Raw genomic sequence first — 15,769 nt, 5'->3', positions numbered from 1 at the left:
GCTGCGACCCGAAGATCCTCGCCACCCCCGACGCGGCCTGGATCAACAAGCCAGCCGAAGCTCAAAACGTGGAGCCGAAACTAGCCGCCTAAACTCACGCTGGCCTCATTCACCTTGACAAATTCCGGCACCGCGGCAACGCTCATCGAGCGGGCCGCCGGTATCACGCTGGCATCTCGACTGCTCGGCCATGCAAACGAACAGACCACTCGAAACAGCTACGTTGTCACGGCCGACCTAGTCGACCCCGTGACGGCGGAGATCCTCGACGCTGTGCTCGGTGGTTGAACAAGGTCAGACGATTCAAGAATGAGTCCGTAGGAAGAACGCTTCACGAGGCCATCGATATGAGAAGTCCGAATCCGAGTCCCGCGAAAGCGACTCCGATCACGAGTGCCACAACGGCCCTGACCCAGCGGTTGGGCGACCAGGGAACGAGGAAGATGGGCAGTCCGATCAGAAATGGGATTGGCAGAAGGTTGCCGATCGTGCCGCCGATATCCCGGCTGATTCCAAATCCGCCACCCGTGCATCCGCTGATTCCGCAGAAGTCCCAAAGCGCGCTGATCAGAAGGACCGAGCTGACAACCACCGGAATCGGAAGAGCCCAGAATAAGTGGAGCCGAGCGGGATGCTTCGGCGCAGTTTCAGACATCGGGGGCCTTCTACGCACGATCGGGGCACTCATGGCGGTGCCATCAGTCTGATGTGACCACGTTCGCATACGCCACGCGTGTTGCACCACTGCTGGCGAGAGAGACACGGTGAATCGAAGGTTCAGAATCGCGGCACCTCAAAGCACCTGACGCCGATTCGGCGCCAACCAGTCGAAGTTCCGAAGTCTCGGGGGAGTGGCATTGGGGAACCCCTTGCGGGCGGGACGCTCGCCCTTACCCGAGTTCGCGGATCGCTTCGGCAACCTCGTTGGCCGCAGCATCAGGAATGGAAGTGGCCGCGTGGTCGAGTACGAGCATCAGAGCCATGGGGATATTGCGCGCCATCTTCCGAGGCCGCGTACATCTAGGCGTCGGATGGCGGCATCCCGTCGCGTCGCTCCGCCGCGATTCGGAGCGTCAGGTCGGGCCGCTGGAGTGCACTTCAGCACGCACATCGGACTCCGGCACGCACCGCGGCGGCGGCGGCGGAAAAAATATTTAAGAAAATCTGGGCGTAGCTGTCGATCCGGGGGCGGGATGTTCGTTGTATTAGTGACGGAGCCGGACAGGCCGGCCCGCGACCTAATGCAGGAGGCAGTTCCATGTCCCAGTTCGCGATCTTTATCTACCAAGACCCGGCCTATTTCGAGACCACACCGCCCGAGGGGTGGGCCGCCGTGGTCGAGACGCACAACACGTTCACCAAGCAGATCCCGGAGCTCGGTGGATCCCTCACGGGCGGAGCGGCGCTCGCGCCCACGACGACGGCCACCACGATCAAGGATGGCACGGTGACGGACGGCCCGTTCGCCGACACCAAGGAGGCCCTCCTCGGCTACTACGTCGTCGAGGCGCGCGACCTCGATCACGCCGTCGAGATCGCCAAGCTGTGCCCGGCCCCCAGCGGCGGCGTCGAGGTTCGCCCGATCGTGGACCCGTCGACGAGCCCGTTCTGATCGCTGCCGCTGGCGCAGGCCCACCGCGACGAGTGGGCCTGCGTGCTGTCCGCGTCGCGTCGCGTCGCGCTGTGGGAGGGAGTCAGGCGGGTGTGGGCGCAGGTGTTCAGCTGGACGCCCCCGACGCCCGTCGATGCGACGAAACTCGTGCCCCTCATCTTTGTTGTGGTCATCGCGCTGATCGCGATGGGGGGAGTGCTCATCCTCGCCGACATCTTCACCCCGGTCTCTCTCTTCTGAGATTTTTTCGAGACCTGACGAAAAGGGGCTTGTCCGTTCGCTGTAAGAATGAAACGGTTCCATTGACGAAAGGACACGACCGTGAAGTACGTCATCATGTTTACCTTCGACCCCGAGCTCGATGCGCAAGTGCCGGCGGACCGGATGCAGGGCCTTTACGCGCGCGCCTACGAGTGGTACGGAGTGAATGCGGCACAGATTGCCGCCGGTGGAGCCCAACTGCAGCCGGTCGAGACTGCGACCACCCTGAAGTACAGCGAGAGCGGCACCGTGGTGGTAGATGGGCCGTTCTCCGAGGCCAAGGAGGTCGTCGGCGGCTTTGATGTCATCGACGTCCCGGATTTGGACGCCGCGATCGCGCTGGTCCGGACATGGCCGTTCCTCGAACTGCCCGGCTGGGGTGTGGAGATCCGCCCGATCTTGACCAGCGGCAGCCAGCCCGAGGAGTGAGCGACTCGGATGCCGCGGCCCGTCCGGACGACGCGAGCGCGCCGAGCGTCGAGGTCGCGGCATCCGATCTCCTCCTCTCGCAAGTCGTGCGCGAACAGTCCGGACGAATCGTCGCGGCGCTGGCCCGGTCTCTCGGTAGCCTGGACATCGCCGAAGAAGCGGTGGCCGAGGCCGTCGAGGAGGCGCTACGCGCGTGGCGGAAAAGCGGGATCCCGCCAAACCCGGGCGCATGTCTCACGCAAGCAGCGCGCCATAACGCGCTCGATCGCCTGCGCCGCGAGAAGAGGTACCGCGAGAAGCTGGCCGGCATGGTACCCGGCGTCGATTCGGAGTCCGCGGCGCCGGAAGACGCCTGGCCCGATTCGTCCGCCGAGCTCGACGACCGTCTTCCGCTGCTGTTCGGCTGCTGCCACCCCGCACTGGCGCCAGAGGCTCAACTCGCGCTCACGCTGCGAGCCGTATGCGGCCTCACCACCGCGCAGATCGCGCGTGCCACCTTCAGCACCGAGCCCGCGACAGCACAACGAATCGTGCGCGCCAAACGGAAGATCGGCGCGACAGGCATCCCGCTGCGGATACCGGACGCGACGGATCGGGCGGCACGGCTCGACATCGTCCTCACGATCGTGTCGGTCATGTACAACGAAGCTCATCTCGTCGCCGGCGGCGACGCCGCCGCGGACCGCGACCTCGCCGATGACGCGCTGTGGCTGGCAGGCGTGATTGCGGCGGCGCTGCCGCGCGAGGCAGAGGCTCACGGCCTCCTCGCGCTACTGCTGTTCCACCGGGCGCGGGAATCGGCGCGGTCCGTGGAGGGCGAACTGGTGCTGATGGCCGATCAGGACCGGTCCAGATGGGACCAGACTCTCATAACTCGCGCACGCGCCGAGCTGGAACAGGCCGCCCGGTTACGTCGCCCGGGCCGTTGGCAGCTGCACGCGGCGATCGCCGCGTGCCACGCGGATGCCGAGACCGCAGCGAAAACCGACTGGCTGCAGGTGCTCGTGCTCTACGACCTGCTCCTCGGCTACGACCCATCGCCTGTGGTGCGGCTCAATCGCGCCGTCGCCCTGGATCGGGTGGGAGCCCCCACGGCAGCGCTCACCGAGGTGGACGCCCTTGAGGGCAAGCTCACGCGGACCCACCTCTGGCATGCCGTGCGCGCGCACCTGCTGCGTCGGCTCGGACGCGACGACGAGGCACTCGCCGCGGATCTGCACGCCCTGGAACTGACAGCGAACGACGCCGAACGGCGACTCCTCGCTGCCCGCACCGGTCGGTGACCGTTCGGTTGCGCGGCCGGACGCTGGTCTCGCGCCGCACGAGCCATACCAGGTTGTCGCGAGAGGTCGCCGCCTTCGTCCCCCGCGTGCCAGGTATGCGCGTGCGGCGGCTAGGCCGACCGCGCTCTCAGCAGGTCCGCGATCGCCGTCACATCCCGTGTGCGGTCCAGCAGGTCACAAGACCTGGCGATGACATCCGCCAGATGCCCGGGCACCCGGGGCACCGCCTCCTCCTCCTCCTCCTCGACCACCTCCCACAGCCGCACCGTGCGGTCCGGCTGCCGGAAGCGAGCAGGGACCCGTCCATCGGGCAGTGGCACCGCGGCCACAGTATGCACCGGGCCGGTGAGGCCCGCCACCGCATCGAGGGCGAGGACCCCGAAGCCACCGGCGACGTGTTCACCGCCACGATCCGCCACTCCGAGGCCGCACGCGAACGCTGACTCCTGGGGCGCGAGCTCGACGAGAAGAACGCGGAGGCACCCAAGTGGTACCAGGTGCTCAAGGGCGCGGCGGCGGCAAGCTTCGCTCCGCCCACGTCGACGACGGTTGCTGATGACCTGCCGAGCGTCACCGAGGAAATGATCGCGTGCCTCGCGAATGCCGAGAGCCTGGAACAGGCCGCCACTCAGGCACGGTCAGCATGAACGACACACCGCGCCGCCAGCTCGCCATCGTCGGCATCATCCTGATTGTGCTCGGCCTAAGACGGCCAGGGCACGACCGCACGAGCAGGTGAGACATGCCTTCCCCGCAATCACTCAGCGAAGCTGACCGCCGCCTCGTCGCAACGTGGGCTGCCGACTGTGCTGAGCGAGTCTTGGGCCTATTCGAAATGGAGGCTCCGACACACGGCCGACCACGAGATGCCATCGCTCGTACTCGGGCATTTGCTCAGGGTGAACTTGATACCGCCGGTGAAATTCGCAGACGCTTCGTGGCAGGTAGGGCCGCGCAGGCAGTGAACTCGCCCTCGGCGGTGGCAGCCGCTCGGGCCGCTGGACAAGCCTCCGGCGTCGCTCACATGGACGCGCACGCACTCGGCGCAGCCCCTCACGCCGCGAAAGCCGCCGGGCTGGCCGCCGCGGATCAGCCCACGACAGTCTCTGAGGAGATCTCCTGGCAACTCGAGCACATGAATGCTGGGGTCAGGGCGGCGCTTCGGCAGTTGCCACCACTCGGGGAGAACTCCGTGGGCTCACTTGGTTCAGGACTTCTCGCGTGGGGCATCTTCGGGTCGATCATTCGGAGGATCCAGGCCGTCATCGGCAGCAGCTCGCCAGAGAAGGATGTCCGGTAGCCGGACCTTCTCGGGGCGATTAAGGAAGGGCCAGGACACCAGCCAGCTGCCGAGGTTTCTCGGTCTGGGTCAGTAGCCGAACCTCTTGAGGGCTGGTTTCTCCTTGCGGAACATTGCCGACGTCGTCACCGCATGGTTGCTGGGGCTAATCAGCGAAACGTCGATCGGTTGCCCGCATGGATCAACTTGACCGTCTGCGCTGCCCTACCGTGGTTTTATGAACGAACAAAGTGTCCCGGTCGATGACGCGACGATGCAGCGCTGGACGGAGCTCGCGCTCAGCATACGCACGGCGGTACACACTGTTGCGAACGTAGCGATTCCCCTGAAGGGGAGCGCCTTCGCGATGGTCGATGACCTCTTTCCGGCCGAATCTGTCAGTCAATGGGCACGCGAGGGATTGCGGTCGTCGGTAGACCACTTGATCATGTGGGCGAACCACGCGGTTCCTCTGCAACTGTTTGACGGACAGGTCGTCACGCACCAGGGCTTCCGGTGGTCGTTTACGTTGATGCGCTCAGCCATAGAGGGCGCCTCGCAGTCTCTGTGGTTAAGCCGGTCGCCTGATCCGGGCGTCTGCCTCGCGCGGTTGATCAGGATGGTCCGACATGACTTGCGTGAGGAACGCCTGGCGTGCATTGCCTTAGGGAGAAATGTCACCCTGATTGAGGAACGGGCAACTCGTCATGAGACCGCTGCGCAAAGCCTCACTGGCCACGGTACGGCAGTTTCAAGCCTGCCGAGCATGATCGATCTCGTGAGGCTGGCAGCTGAAGCCGCATCGCTAGATCCTGCTCAACAAGAGGCAAACTGGCGCATTTGTAGCGCCGCCGCGCACGGAAAGGACTGGGCGATCCGCGAGCTTCAAGTGCTCGGTAATCCTGTCGAATGGCGGCCAGGGCAGTTCCATCTGAGCGGCCATCCCGATCCACAGAAGCTCACACGCATTCTTGAAGACGCGGTCACGCTCCTCTCTGCGGGCGTAATCGAGTATTTGGTCAAGTCAGGCGTAAATCCAATTAAAGAGTCTCGAAGATCGATGCTGAAGGCGGCTAGAGAGACGCCGCAGAAAGACGGAGGGATTCACGTCGAGTATGTCGCTCTTCGGTTCGAGACGGATAACATCTAGCGTGCGGGGTCCGAGGACGGTCGCCATTCGGAACCTTGTGCGGGCAGGTCTGGCGCTGGGTCGCGCTAGGTGGGGCGGATCATCGATTTAAGAGTGACGAGTCCTGCCGGCAGGTCGCGGTGCCACGCTTCAATCTCGGCCGTGATCGCCCGTGGTGTCGCGACGATGTGGTCGACACCGTCGTCGTTGATTTGGTCGATGAGAGTTGAGATCGCCCAGAGCTCGACCTGGTGGACGAGGTGTTCGCCAGCATCGCGGTACTGCCTTCGGGTCCACGGTGACGGAATCAGGGTGAGGAGATCGCCGTGTAGCTCGGTGAGAGACTCCCGTACTACATCGGGGTCCGGTGCGGAGATGACTACTCTCCAGGTTTTGTCAGGGGCGCTCAGATAGCGGAGACTGACGATCGCACCGCTGGCAAGCAAGGCTCCTTCGACTGCGCGTGAGCGTTCGTCTTATCGCGGTGGTGTCCGATCGCCCGGTGCGGTGTTGGCCGGTTCGACCGTGAAGCCGTCATCGAACTCGGGGGCGCTGAACGCTTCGACGGTGAACTTCCTCCCGTCCCAGCCACCTGACATTGACACCCACGAGTCCGGTTGCTGACCGGCGACTCCTCGGCTGAGAACGAGGGGGATGCCGAAGGTGCGGATCTCGTGCTCCGAGGCATCGGTGGGCGGTCTATCGTGTGTGAATCGAGGGATCAGATGGAAGGCTCCGTCGAAGTTGATGAGCCAACCGGTCGCCGTGTGTGTCAACATCTGAGTCCTTGCCTAGTTGATGAGTGCACCTGCGGAAGCCCGGCTGGCTGAGCCATCTTCCTTCAGGATCCTCCTTCCGACCGAAGATACGCCCACTGAGGTCAGGCCGGTCTCTTCGTCAAGGTGGCGATGTTGACGTGCCGGGGTCGTTCGCTGACAACCGATCATCTCGGAGAGGGCGCTGGCCAAGTTCGCCTCAGAGGAACCCTGAACGGTTGGTCTAACTGTTTCCAATGGCGGTTCAGGCAGAATGATCGCATGTCGAGAAACGAGCCTCCGTTGCGCTCGGTGAGCCAGGATCCCGACGCGCCCTTTCTGCCTCGGGATGTGTGGCCCGCGACGCTTGCCCCGATCTCGCAGCTCCTCGATGATGGTCTCGAACTGGGTCCAGTGACTGTATTCGTCGGCGACAACGGAGTCGGCAAATCGACTCTCGTTGAGGCCATCGCAGGTGCCTACGGCATGGGACCGGAAGGAGGATCGACCGGCTCCAGACACACCACTCGCAGGTCCGAGTCCACCCTCGCCGACCACCTGCGGTTGAACCGTGGTCTCGGCGCTGGCCGGGGCGGCTTCTTTCTCCGCGCGGAAACGATGCACGGGTTCTTCACCTATCTGGAGGACAACCCCGGCGGAAACGACCCCGTGTTCCACGAGCGCTCGCATGGCGAGTCGTTCCTCGACCTTGTGGCTGCCCGGTCTCGTTACCCGGGCTTGTGGATCCTTGATGAACCTGAATCAGCGCTCTCGTTCACCGGATCGCTTGCTCTGCTCAGCGATCTCCGGGGCATTGTTGCCGCTGGTGGGTCTCAGGTGATCCTGTCCACTCATTCACCGATTCTGGCGTCAATACCCGGTGCGGAGATCTATGAGGTCGGGCCATGGGGATACCGTCGCTGCGTCTGGGAGGATCTCGACCTGGTTCGGAATTGGCGATCGTTCCTGGACGATCCGGAACGGTATTTCAGGCACTTTCGCTGAGTTTGACGCATGCAACACTCGTCGTCACGCCGCGGCTGGGTTCACTGTCCTCACGCGGGAAAGTACGGCGGACCTCCATGGATGCGCACCAATTCGCCGCGGTTCCAAAGTTTCGGGGGAGTGGCAGTCGGGAACCTCTCTTGCACCTTGTCAACGCTGAATTGGCTCTCACCGGGGGCCGAGTTCGTCACCGACATGGCCAAGCCCACCGTGCCGTTTAGCGCGGTGTTTTGGTACCATCGACGGCTACCACGTGCGCCTAGACTTTCTCACCGAACCCGCGACCGGCATGAGCGCGGTGCTCTTGGTAAGCAAGTCGGAGGTTTTACCTGACCGGGGCGCAGCTCCAACATTTGAGGCCGCTATGAAGCAGTATTCGTGGATTGCGGCCCTCGACGCACTCACGCTGGATGAGTCGCCGTAACGGGTCCATAGGTTAAAAGTCAGGCGCGGTAGGCGACGCCGCGGGCCCCGCGCGGGTGAACTGTAGTCTTCGCCTATGGCGACACTTAAATACCCACAGCTGAGAAATCTCGATTTCGGGCGGCTCAGCGCTTCAGAAGAGGCCCGAGTTTCGCCCGACCTCCTCCTTTCGGGGTACCACGATTTTCAACAGGCCGCATACAGAATTGCTCGTGGGACCGCATGGGTCGTCGTGGGTCCGAAAGGTGCGGGAAAAACTGCCTCGATAGAGCATCTAGACCTCATGTGGCGCACCGATGAGATGAAATTTCTCGAAAAGTGGGACTTGGCTTCCTTCCCAGTGGCAGACGTTACTGGGCTACAAATTGGCACGCAACCTGGCCCCTCCAGCACCCGAGCAGCCTGGGAATTTCTGATTCTTCTTCGAATATTCGAGTCTTTGGTTGGCGATATGGGTATCACTTTCCAGGGGAATGTGGTTCAGCTGACCAAAGATCTTACGGCCGCTGGCCTTATACAAGGCCCAGATCTTCGAACCAAATTCTTCGACTGGTCGCAAACAACAGTCAAATTCAATGTGGGATTCGTAGGGGTCGATTCAGGTAGGGAGTCGGGCGCTACGGCTATTCAGATAGTCGAGATACTGCGGGCAGCGATTTCGTCTACGGTGACCGATTCCCGCCATGTTCTCGCCATTGATGGGTTGGACGGCTTCTTCGCTCAATCAAACCAACAGTTAGACGCCCTGGCGGCTCTCGTAGAAGCAGCTGCTGGCGTCAATGCATTCCTGGAAGGCACCAAGACACGAAGTTCGGTGCTTCTCGCAATTCGGTCGGATATGTTCTCTCAATTACCGAGCACTGACTCGGCCAAACTCGGTGACCACATGGTGGAGCTTGACTGGTCGAGAGGGGGCACCGGTCACGGCAACGAGCTGTGGAGTCTTGTGAACGCTAAAGCGCAGGCATCGGTGCATCCCTCGTTCGAAGGCCGCCCGCTGAAAGATGTACGCACTGCCTACTTCGCAAATCCGATAGGCATCGGGCCGCACTCCTCGATCCCCGCATATTTTCTTTCTCACACGAGACTGCTTCCGCGTGATCTCGTTGCCCTCATGACGGAAGTCAAGGGCGTTCACGGGGGAAGCAGCCAACTTACCGAGGCAAATGCCCGGGAGTCGGTCCGCCGATACAGCGAAACATACTTCATACGTGAGGTGAGCAATGGCCTAGCACGGGTATTGCCAGGGGCCAGTGCGACCAAGGTCGCGGCATTCATCGAATCCCTCACAACCCTCCAATCGCGCTATTTCCAAGCCACGGATCTCAATGAGGAATTGGCGGGAATGCTCGATAAGACCGAACTCCGAGCGCTACTCAAGCAGCTGTACACAATCGGCGCATTGGGCGTGAACACCACCGTCAACGGGACCCGCCATGTCAACTTCATCTACCGGAGAACGGCAGGTGGCGGGTTCTCATTTCTTCGGGAGTACACACTTCATAATTCGCTGGTGGTTGCATGGAACTTGCATTGGTGACTTCAGGACTGGTTGCCACAACCCCGATGAACTCTGCCCGATAGGGGGACGCCCAAGGGTCGGGCCCACTGCCCCTGGGAACAGCGTGCGTTCCAAATGAAGGGTGGGGGCCTAATTCCCGTTATGCCCGCCTAAGCCTCGATCCACCGGTCGAGTTGAGGAGTTAGCGGCGCGTTAAACAGAGAATGCCCTTTTGATCAGGAAAAATAAGGCTTACCACGGCGTTTATTCACCACATCAAGAGGACATCTCGTAGATGCAACTGTTCCATAGATCCACGTCCCTGTCAGCGATCTTCGACGACACCAATCTCGTGTCGGCTGCCGGGCTCATTCCGGCGATGGCCTTGGCGGTCTCGACGGGTCTGGCCGAGCTGGCTAATCGGTGGTTGACGTTGCCCGGCTACTTCGGTGCGAACGCCGGGTTAAAGGTCACCGCTTTGGTCGCGGGGATGCTCGCCGGCGCCGATTCCATCGACGATATGGCCCTGCTCCGGCACGGCGGGATGAAGAAACTCTTCGTCGGCACCTACGCACCCTCCACTCTGGGCTCGTTCCTGCGTGCGTTCACTTTCGGCCACGTCCGCCAGCTCGACGCAGTCGCCAGGCGGTGGCTGGTCAACGTCGCCCAGGTCGCACCGATCGTGGCCGGGATCGATGACTACGCCCTGGTCGATATCGACGACACCATCAAAGAAGTCCACGGTTACAAGAAACAGGGCTCCGGCTACGGATACTCCAAAGTGCGCGGGCTGAACGCGTTGATCGGAATCGTCTCGACGACATCTGCCGCGCCGGTCATCATCGGCGCCCGGCTCCGGAAAGGCGCCGCCGGGTCCCCGCGCGGGGCGGGGAAGTTCGTGGCCGATGTCCTGGCGACCGTGACACGGTTGCGATCCGCGACCGCGGGCGGGCTGGTGCTTCTCCGCGCCGATAGTGCGTTCTATGGCCACGCTGTGGTCTCCGCCGCGCACCGGGCCGGCGCGAGAGTCTCCATCACCGCCCGCATGGATCCGGCTGTGAAACGCGCCATCGCCACGATCCCTGACGATGCTTGGACGAAAATTGATTACACCGACGCGATCCGGGACGAGACCACCGGCACCTGGATTTCCTCCGCCGAGGTCGCCGAGGTGCCGTTCACCGCGTTCAGCTCGAGGAAGATCAGCGAACGCATCACGGGACGCTTGGTCGTGCGGCGGATCCCGGAACTGAACCCGTTCGAAGGCGCCGGACAACCCACCCTCTTCGACACGCACCGGTTCCACGCGTTCTTCACCACCAGCACCCTGGACACCGTCACCGCAGACAAAACCCACCGGCAACACGCGATCATCGAGCAGGTCAACGCCGACCTCAAAGACAGTGCGCTGGCGCACCTGCCCTCCGGGAAATTCACCGCCAACGCCGCCTGGCTGGTGCTGGCCACGATCGCGTTCAACCTCGCCCGCGCCGCCGGCACCATCGCCGGCAGCACCCTCGGCAAGGCACGCACCGAAACCATCCGCCGCAAACTGATTCAGATTCCGGCCCGTATCTCGACCTCGGCCCGGAAACACGTCCTGCATCTCCCGGCCAGCTGGCCCTGGGAAACCGGATGGACAGCCCTGTTCGCGGCGGCCTGCGGCCCGCCACGAACAGCCACCATCTGACCACCCAGCCCCACGGCGCAACCAAACCAGGAACACCACCGGCAGCAGGGCCGGCCGCACCGCCATGCCCACCACCAGAAACCTCAGATCAAACGCCGGTGACCCGGATCAGCCTGGCTGACCGGTGGATCGAGGCTAAGAAATGGAGCAGTCAGCGTGGGCCAACCGGGCACTTCACACGAGCGACCATGATGCTCGGAGGCGAGATTCACAGCAACTTGTTGATTCGCGTGTGGACTGGTTAGGAGTCGGTCTCCTCGATCGACATAAACGAGTTCTTGGATCAGGGAGATTCGGCGCGTGCATAGAAAGCCGCCTCGGCCGCGCGCCGCCTGGCAACGTCATCAACAACGAACTGCACGAAGTCTGCGTCGCGATCGCTGATGTCGATGTCATCGACAGCATCCGCCGACGGCTCTCCCGGCCACGAAGTCTGACGTGTAGGCCGGTCCCGCTCCAGGCGGGTCCCCGATATAGCGACCCAGTCGTGCAGTCGTTGGCGGGCATCCGCAAAGTCTCGGTGCCATCCGAATGGGGCCGAGCCGTGCTGGTCGGGGTCGTATGCGCACAGCCAGTGCAGGTGCAGTGCGGAGAGTTCCCAGACGAGTTCGGGGTGGCGATGCCAGAAGGGCGGCACGACGGATGCCGGGAGCCCGTAGGTCCGTCGTAGCCAGTTCACCCACCGGTTGAGTTCGATCCACTCTGTTTCGGCGTCGTCTGCGCTGAGGAGATTCCAGTTGATGGGATGCGGAGGCTCTGTTGAGAGTGGCCCGTCGAGTTCGTCTTCGCCGAATGAGGCACTCTGGTCGCCGGACGCCCAGCCGACCAGGGACGCTGCCATCGTTGTCCTCACATTCCGAGCACGGCTGAGCCAGCGCGAGCATGCTCCGCCTCGAGCAAAACTGCCTTCTGGGCGGCTAGCGCATCCCGTTCGGTGCCTGCAACTGAGCGGCGGGTTCGGTCGACGTCGTAGTTCGTGCGTGCGAGGTCGTGGCCGATCTTCTTTGCGACGAATTCTTCGCGATTGACGACCTCGCCGTCGCGCTCAAACTGAAAGTTGCGGACATAGCCCTCGGCGACGAAGCTGTCGCCCTTTGCAAACCGTGTCAGTGCCCGTTCGGCGGTGGCGCGGTAGGCGACGAGGTCGTGGAAACTTGGCTCGAGAACCGTGAAGCTGCCGCTGTCTTCGCGACGGAAGTGCGGCTGGCCGACGCGCACGTAAAAGCGGGTTTCACCGTTCTCGGTCACCGACTGCTGCGGATCCGACGCAATGAAGCCGGACAGTGATTGCTGGGTGTGAAGTGTCATGGGACTCAACCTCCTGTGATCTAGGCGGACCGTCGTGATCCGCGTTCACTAGGAGGTGCGCCGCGAGCTCCGCGTATGACTCGGCGTGTCTGGAGTTGGTATTCAAGTAGGTCGGAGTAGGTGGCACTACGGGGTCCAATGGAGGGTGGAACATGACCTTGGTGACCTTGGTGACCTTGGTGACCTTGGTGACCTTGGTGACCTTGGTGACTTGGTGACTTGGTGCGGCAGTAGAGCGCTGCTCATATTTTGTATTGCTGTGGAAAGTGTTTCAAAGCTTGAAGATTCTCGGCACGACCGCCATAAGACCGAGGCAATGCCGTTCTCCCCAAGGAGAGTGGGAGGAACACTTAGAGAGCACCATGGCGGGCGCGGCGGCTGGAGCCTTCAAAACTTCATGGGCCTCAAAGACCAGTTCCCAACACCCTACGAGAGCCTGGCTGCAGCAGGGGGCGTCTCAGCATTCATTTCACCGTTTGGGGTGAAAACTCATCCCAGGGCCGGAGGCCCGGGGTTCGATACCCTAGATATTGCAGACTTTCAAGCAAAGACGAATAGTCCCTGTCTGCGAATTGGGGACGACGATGGCCAGCATGAAGGAATTGAAGATGGCGGCACTGAGAGAGCTAACGAAGACCAACCTGGATAAGCAGGGATTTGGAGGCCTCGATGATGACGCCAAGTCTTGTTACGCAGGGCCCCTACGATTCACACCAGCAGTGGGCACTGCCTTAATCGTTCTCGGATTAGTTTTACAGTCTCCTGTTTTCCTTGCAGTGGGAGCAATCGTTCCTCTCACCGGCGCACTGTTCCCCCGTGGCATGATTCTTGATCTGGTCTACAATCTGGGCGTTCGCCATATGTTTCGTGCTCCGGCGCTTCCTCCCACGCCTGGTCCACGACGGTTTTCCTACCTGCTGTCCACCGTGCTACTTATAGGTGCGGCCCTGTCCTTCTATTACGGATTATCAGCGCTGGGAATCGTGCTGGGCGGAATGGTCGCTCTCGGCGGCACGATCCTCTCCACGACCCATTGGTGTCTGGGATCGTGGATCTACAGACTGATCTTCCCTCACGCAGCGGCAAGGTGAAAAGGGCGGGTCCACGCCGCAGCACCACAGCTCGGTTGGATTGCCTCATAAGGAACCGCGTGGAACAGCGATTGCTACCCGTTGCCCGTGAACCCAAGAAAGCTCTTCGTCGACCACGTGGGCGAGCCACACGAGGATTGCGTGGCCTGCGCGGCGTCATCCTCTCAGACACGGCCCTCCTCGACACGACGCGGCTGGGGAGCTTCTACTGAAGGGGCCGTCCCACTTGCCTCGCCGGGGATAATTCGAAGTTAGGCGCGTCTAGTACGCCTGACCGCAATAGCGTCCGGAACCTCACGCCCTCCGTTTCCACATCTGGATGACGTTGTCCGCGGCCTCTGTTGCGACCACAACCCGCTCTCTCTCCCGCTCCGTGGCCTGGCGCGCCCGGACCTTCCCTGCCACGTCTAGCAGGTCCCACATCTGCTCGCCGGTCACTGAGACCCCGCGGGCGCCGGTGCGTCGGGTGCGGCCGCGGATGAGGGCGTAGTGGGTGCGGAATACGGGGGCCCCGATCGCAGCCTGTGCGTCGTGGAAGAACACCACGTTGGATACCGGCCCGCTGCCGTCGTCAAGGGAGAGGAAGACGACGCGTTTGCCGCTTCGCATAGGTGGTGTGTGGGTGGCGCGGCGGACCCCAGCGACCAGGACTACGGTGCCGCCCGGTAGGTTGACGAGTTCTGAGGCGGGCGTGACCCCGAGTTCCTTGAAGAGGGGGTAGAACCGGGTCATTTGGTGCTGGCTGACGGCGAGGCCGAGGTCTCGGAGTTCTACGTCTGTGTGGGTGCGGCCGCGGAGGTCGAGGGCGGTGACTGCCCGGTAGAAGTCGGGAAGTGGGAGTTCGATGTCGAATGCGAGTTGGTCGGGGCCGACGGGGAGGGCCTTACCGCCGAGGCCTTGGATGTGGGCGAGGAGGTCGCCGCGTCGGGCCCGGTCGTAGCCGATGAACGAGTCCAGGGCGCCGACCCGGGCCAGGGCTTCGAACGTGCGCCGGCGTGGCCGCACCCGGTCGCGGAAGTCTTGGAGTGACGAGAACGGTTGATGCTCTGCGATGCGCTGCCGCTCTTGCGCGCTGGATCCGGCGAGTTCGGGCAGGGCGAGGCGGATGGCGAGCTGCCCGTCGCCCAGCTTCTCTACGCGGTAGTCCAGCGCGGATTTCTGGACGTCGAGGCCGAGGACGGGGACGCCCAGGTTGCGGGCTTCGGCGACGATCAGGTCTTTGGGCCACATGCCGGGGTCGTGGGTGAGGGGCCCGGCGAAGAACGTCGCCGGGTGGTGCGTTTTCAGCCAGGCGCTCTCGTAGGTGGTCCGGGCGAACGCGGCCCCGTGGGCTTTGGCGAAGCCGAAACTGCCGAACCCGGACAGCACCTTCCACGCCCGGTCGACGACGGGCGCCGGGAACCCGCGGGTGGCCGCCTGCTTGCGCACGTACGCTTCGATCTCGGCGAGGTCGCCGGATTTTCCGAGGTGCCGGCGGAACACATCGGCTTTGCCCATCCCGCAGCCGGTTAGCTCGTCGAACAGACGCATCACCTGCTCGTGGAAGACAACAACACCGTTGGTTTCGGCCAGGAACGGTTTGAACCGCGGATGCATGTGGTCGGGTGCAACTTCCCCGTGCCGCGCCTTTAGATATTGCAGGGGCATGTTTGCTTGCATGGGGCCGGGGCGGAACAGGCTGATCTCCACGGTCAGGTCGTTGAACACTTCCGGTTGCAGCTTCCCGATCAGCTCCATCTGGCCGGGGGACTCGAGTTGGAGGACGCCGAGGGTGCGGGTGGTGCGGAGCATCTCGTAGGTGGGTTCGTCGTCGAGGGGGACCCGGTCCAGATCGATGGTCTCCCCGGTGAGTCGCCGGTGCTCCTCGATCGCGTACGCCATCGCCGATTGCATCCGGACGCCGAGGATGTCGAGCTTGATCAGACCCATCGGGTCCATGTCGTGTTTGTCGTACTGGGACATCGGAAGCCCCATCCCGGAGCGTTGCACGGGCGTCCGGTCCA

General features: G+C 62.9%; 17 protein-coding genes and 1 pseudogene. 13 read left to right on the top strand and 5 right to left on the bottom strand.

The features are described from left to right. Positions 1–114: 114 nt before the first annotated feature. From E3O18_RS00085 to E3O18_RS00050, 9 genes are all read left to right on the top strand, one after another. On the top strand, positions 115–288 hold the full coding sequence (locus tag E3O18_RS00085; RefSeq protein ID WP_241978087.1) for a hypothetical protein: 174 nt from the start codon (positions 115–117) through the stop codon (positions 286–288). A gap of 970 nt (positions 289–1,258) precedes the next feature. After that, positions 1,259–1,612, top strand: a complete 354-nt coding sequence (locus E3O18_RS00080; RefSeq protein ID WP_134417172.1) for a YciI family protein — start codon at positions 1,259–1,261, stop codon at positions 1,610–1,612. Positions 1,613–1,654: 42 nt separating this feature from the next. After that, positions 1,655–1,852 carry a hypothetical protein gene (locus E3O18_RS00075; protein ID WP_241978086.1) on the top strand — a complete coding sequence of 66 codons (198 nt, stop codon included), beginning with the start codon at positions 1,655–1,657 and terminating at the stop codon, positions 1,850–1,852. An 81-nt stretch (positions 1,853–1,933) separates the two neighbouring features. Then, on the top strand, positions 1,934–2,302 hold the full coding sequence (locus E3O18_RS00070; protein WP_134417170.1) for a YciI family protein: 369 nt from the start codon (positions 1,934–1,936) through the stop codon (positions 2,300–2,302). Next, positions 2,299–3,585, top strand: a complete 1,287-nt coding sequence (locus E3O18_RS00065; protein ID WP_241978085.1) for a DUF6596 domain-containing protein — start codon at positions 2,299–2,301, stop codon at positions 3,583–3,585. The genes E3O18_RS00070 and E3O18_RS00065 overlap by 4 nt, the downstream gene beginning before the upstream one ends. Before the next feature lie 203 nt (positions 3,586–3,788). Then, complete coding sequence (locus tag E3O18_RS00060) at positions 3,789–4,028, top strand: hypothetical protein (RefSeq protein ID WP_134417166.1); 240 nt, start codon at positions 3,789–3,791, stop codon at positions 4,026–4,028. Positions 4,029–4,082: 54 nt separating this feature from the next. Then, positions 4,083–4,232: a hypothetical protein gene (locus E3O18_RS15950; protein WP_166784856.1), complete on the top strand. Its 150-nt coding sequence runs from the start codon at positions 4,083–4,085 to the stop codon at positions 4,230–4,232. A gap of 95 nt (positions 4,233–4,327) precedes the next feature. Next, on the top strand, positions 4,328–4,885 hold the full coding sequence (locus tag E3O18_RS16380; protein ID WP_134417164.1) for a putative immunity protein: 558 nt from the start codon (positions 4,328–4,330) through the stop codon (positions 4,883–4,885). Between the two features lie 217 nt (positions 4,886–5,102). Beyond that, entirely contained in the window at positions 5,103–6,014 is a 912-nt protein-coding gene (locus E3O18_RS00050; protein ID WP_134417162.1) for a hypothetical protein, read from the top strand. Between the two features lie 65 nt (positions 6,015–6,079). Here E3O18_RS00050 and E3O18_RS00045 read toward each other — a convergent pair whose 3' ends face one another. Further along, complete coding sequence (locus tag E3O18_RS00045; RefSeq protein ID WP_134417160.1) at positions 6,080–6,439, bottom strand: hypothetical protein; 360 nt, start codon at positions 6,437–6,439, stop codon at positions 6,080–6,082. 30 nt (positions 6,440–6,469) lie between these two features. Continuing rightward, a complete protein-coding gene (locus E3O18_RS00040) occupies positions 6,470–6,772 on the bottom strand; it encodes a hypothetical protein (protein ID WP_134417158.1) in 303 nt (100 codons plus the stop codon). A gap of 258 nt (positions 6,773–7,030) precedes the next feature. On the opposite strand from E3O18_RS00040, the gene E3O18_RS00035 reads away from it, so the two are divergent. The 3 genes from E3O18_RS00035 (at position 7,031) to E3O18_RS00025 (ending at position 11,367) form a co-directional block, all read left to right on the top strand. After that, positions 7,031–7,753: an AAA family ATPase gene (locus tag E3O18_RS00035; protein ID WP_134417156.1), complete on the top strand. Its 723-nt coding sequence runs from the start codon at positions 7,031–7,033 to the stop codon at positions 7,751–7,753. A 499-nt stretch (positions 7,754–8,252) separates the two neighbouring features. Next, positions 8,253–9,716, top strand: coding sequence for a hypothetical protein (locus E3O18_RS00030; RefSeq protein ID WP_134417154.1), 1,464 nt, complete (start codon positions 8,253–8,255; stop codon positions 9,714–9,716). A gap of 256 nt (positions 9,717–9,972) precedes the next feature. Continuing rightward, positions 9,973–11,367 carry an IS1380 family transposase gene (locus tag E3O18_RS00025; RefSeq protein ID WP_134417152.1) on the top strand — a complete coding sequence of 465 codons (1,395 nt, stop codon included), beginning with the start codon at positions 9,973–9,975 and terminating at the stop codon, positions 11,365–11,367. Positions 11,368–11,650: 283 nt separating this feature from the next. On the opposite strand, the gene E3O18_RS00020 is transcribed toward E3O18_RS00025, so the two are convergent. Continuing rightward, positions 11,651–12,208: a DUF4913 domain-containing protein gene (locus E3O18_RS00020; RefSeq protein ID WP_241978084.1), complete on the bottom strand. Its 558-nt coding sequence runs from the start codon at positions 12,206–12,208 to the stop codon at positions 11,651–11,653. A gap of 8 nt (positions 12,209–12,216) precedes the next feature. Beyond that, a complete protein-coding gene (locus E3O18_RS00015; RefSeq protein ID WP_134417150.1) occupies positions 12,217–12,675 on the bottom strand; it encodes a single-stranded DNA-binding protein in 459 nt (152 codons plus the stop codon). A gap of 593 nt (positions 12,676–13,268) precedes the next feature. Here E3O18_RS00015 and E3O18_RS00010 point away from each other — a divergent pair. Then, positions 13,269–13,766 carry a DUF4395 domain-containing protein gene (locus tag E3O18_RS00010; protein WP_166784855.1) on the top strand — a complete coding sequence of 166 codons (498 nt, stop codon included), beginning with the start codon at positions 13,269–13,271 and terminating at the stop codon, positions 13,764–13,766. A gap of 294 nt (positions 13,767–14,060) precedes the next feature. Here E3O18_RS00010 and E3O18_RS00005 read toward each other — a convergent pair. Further along, positions 14,061–15,769 (bottom strand): annotated as a pseudogene (locus tag E3O18_RS00005) (DNA polymerase III subunit alpha); the annotation flags it as partial.

This window comes from Cryobacterium sp. TMT2-42-4, from assembly GCF_004402645.1.
Classification (GTDB): domain Bacteria; phylum Actinomycetota; class Actinomycetes; order Actinomycetales; family Microbacteriaceae; genus Cryobacterium; species Cryobacterium sandaracinum.
Note: the sequence above shows the minus strand (reverse complement) of the source record. Positions and strands in the feature narration are given on the sequence as shown.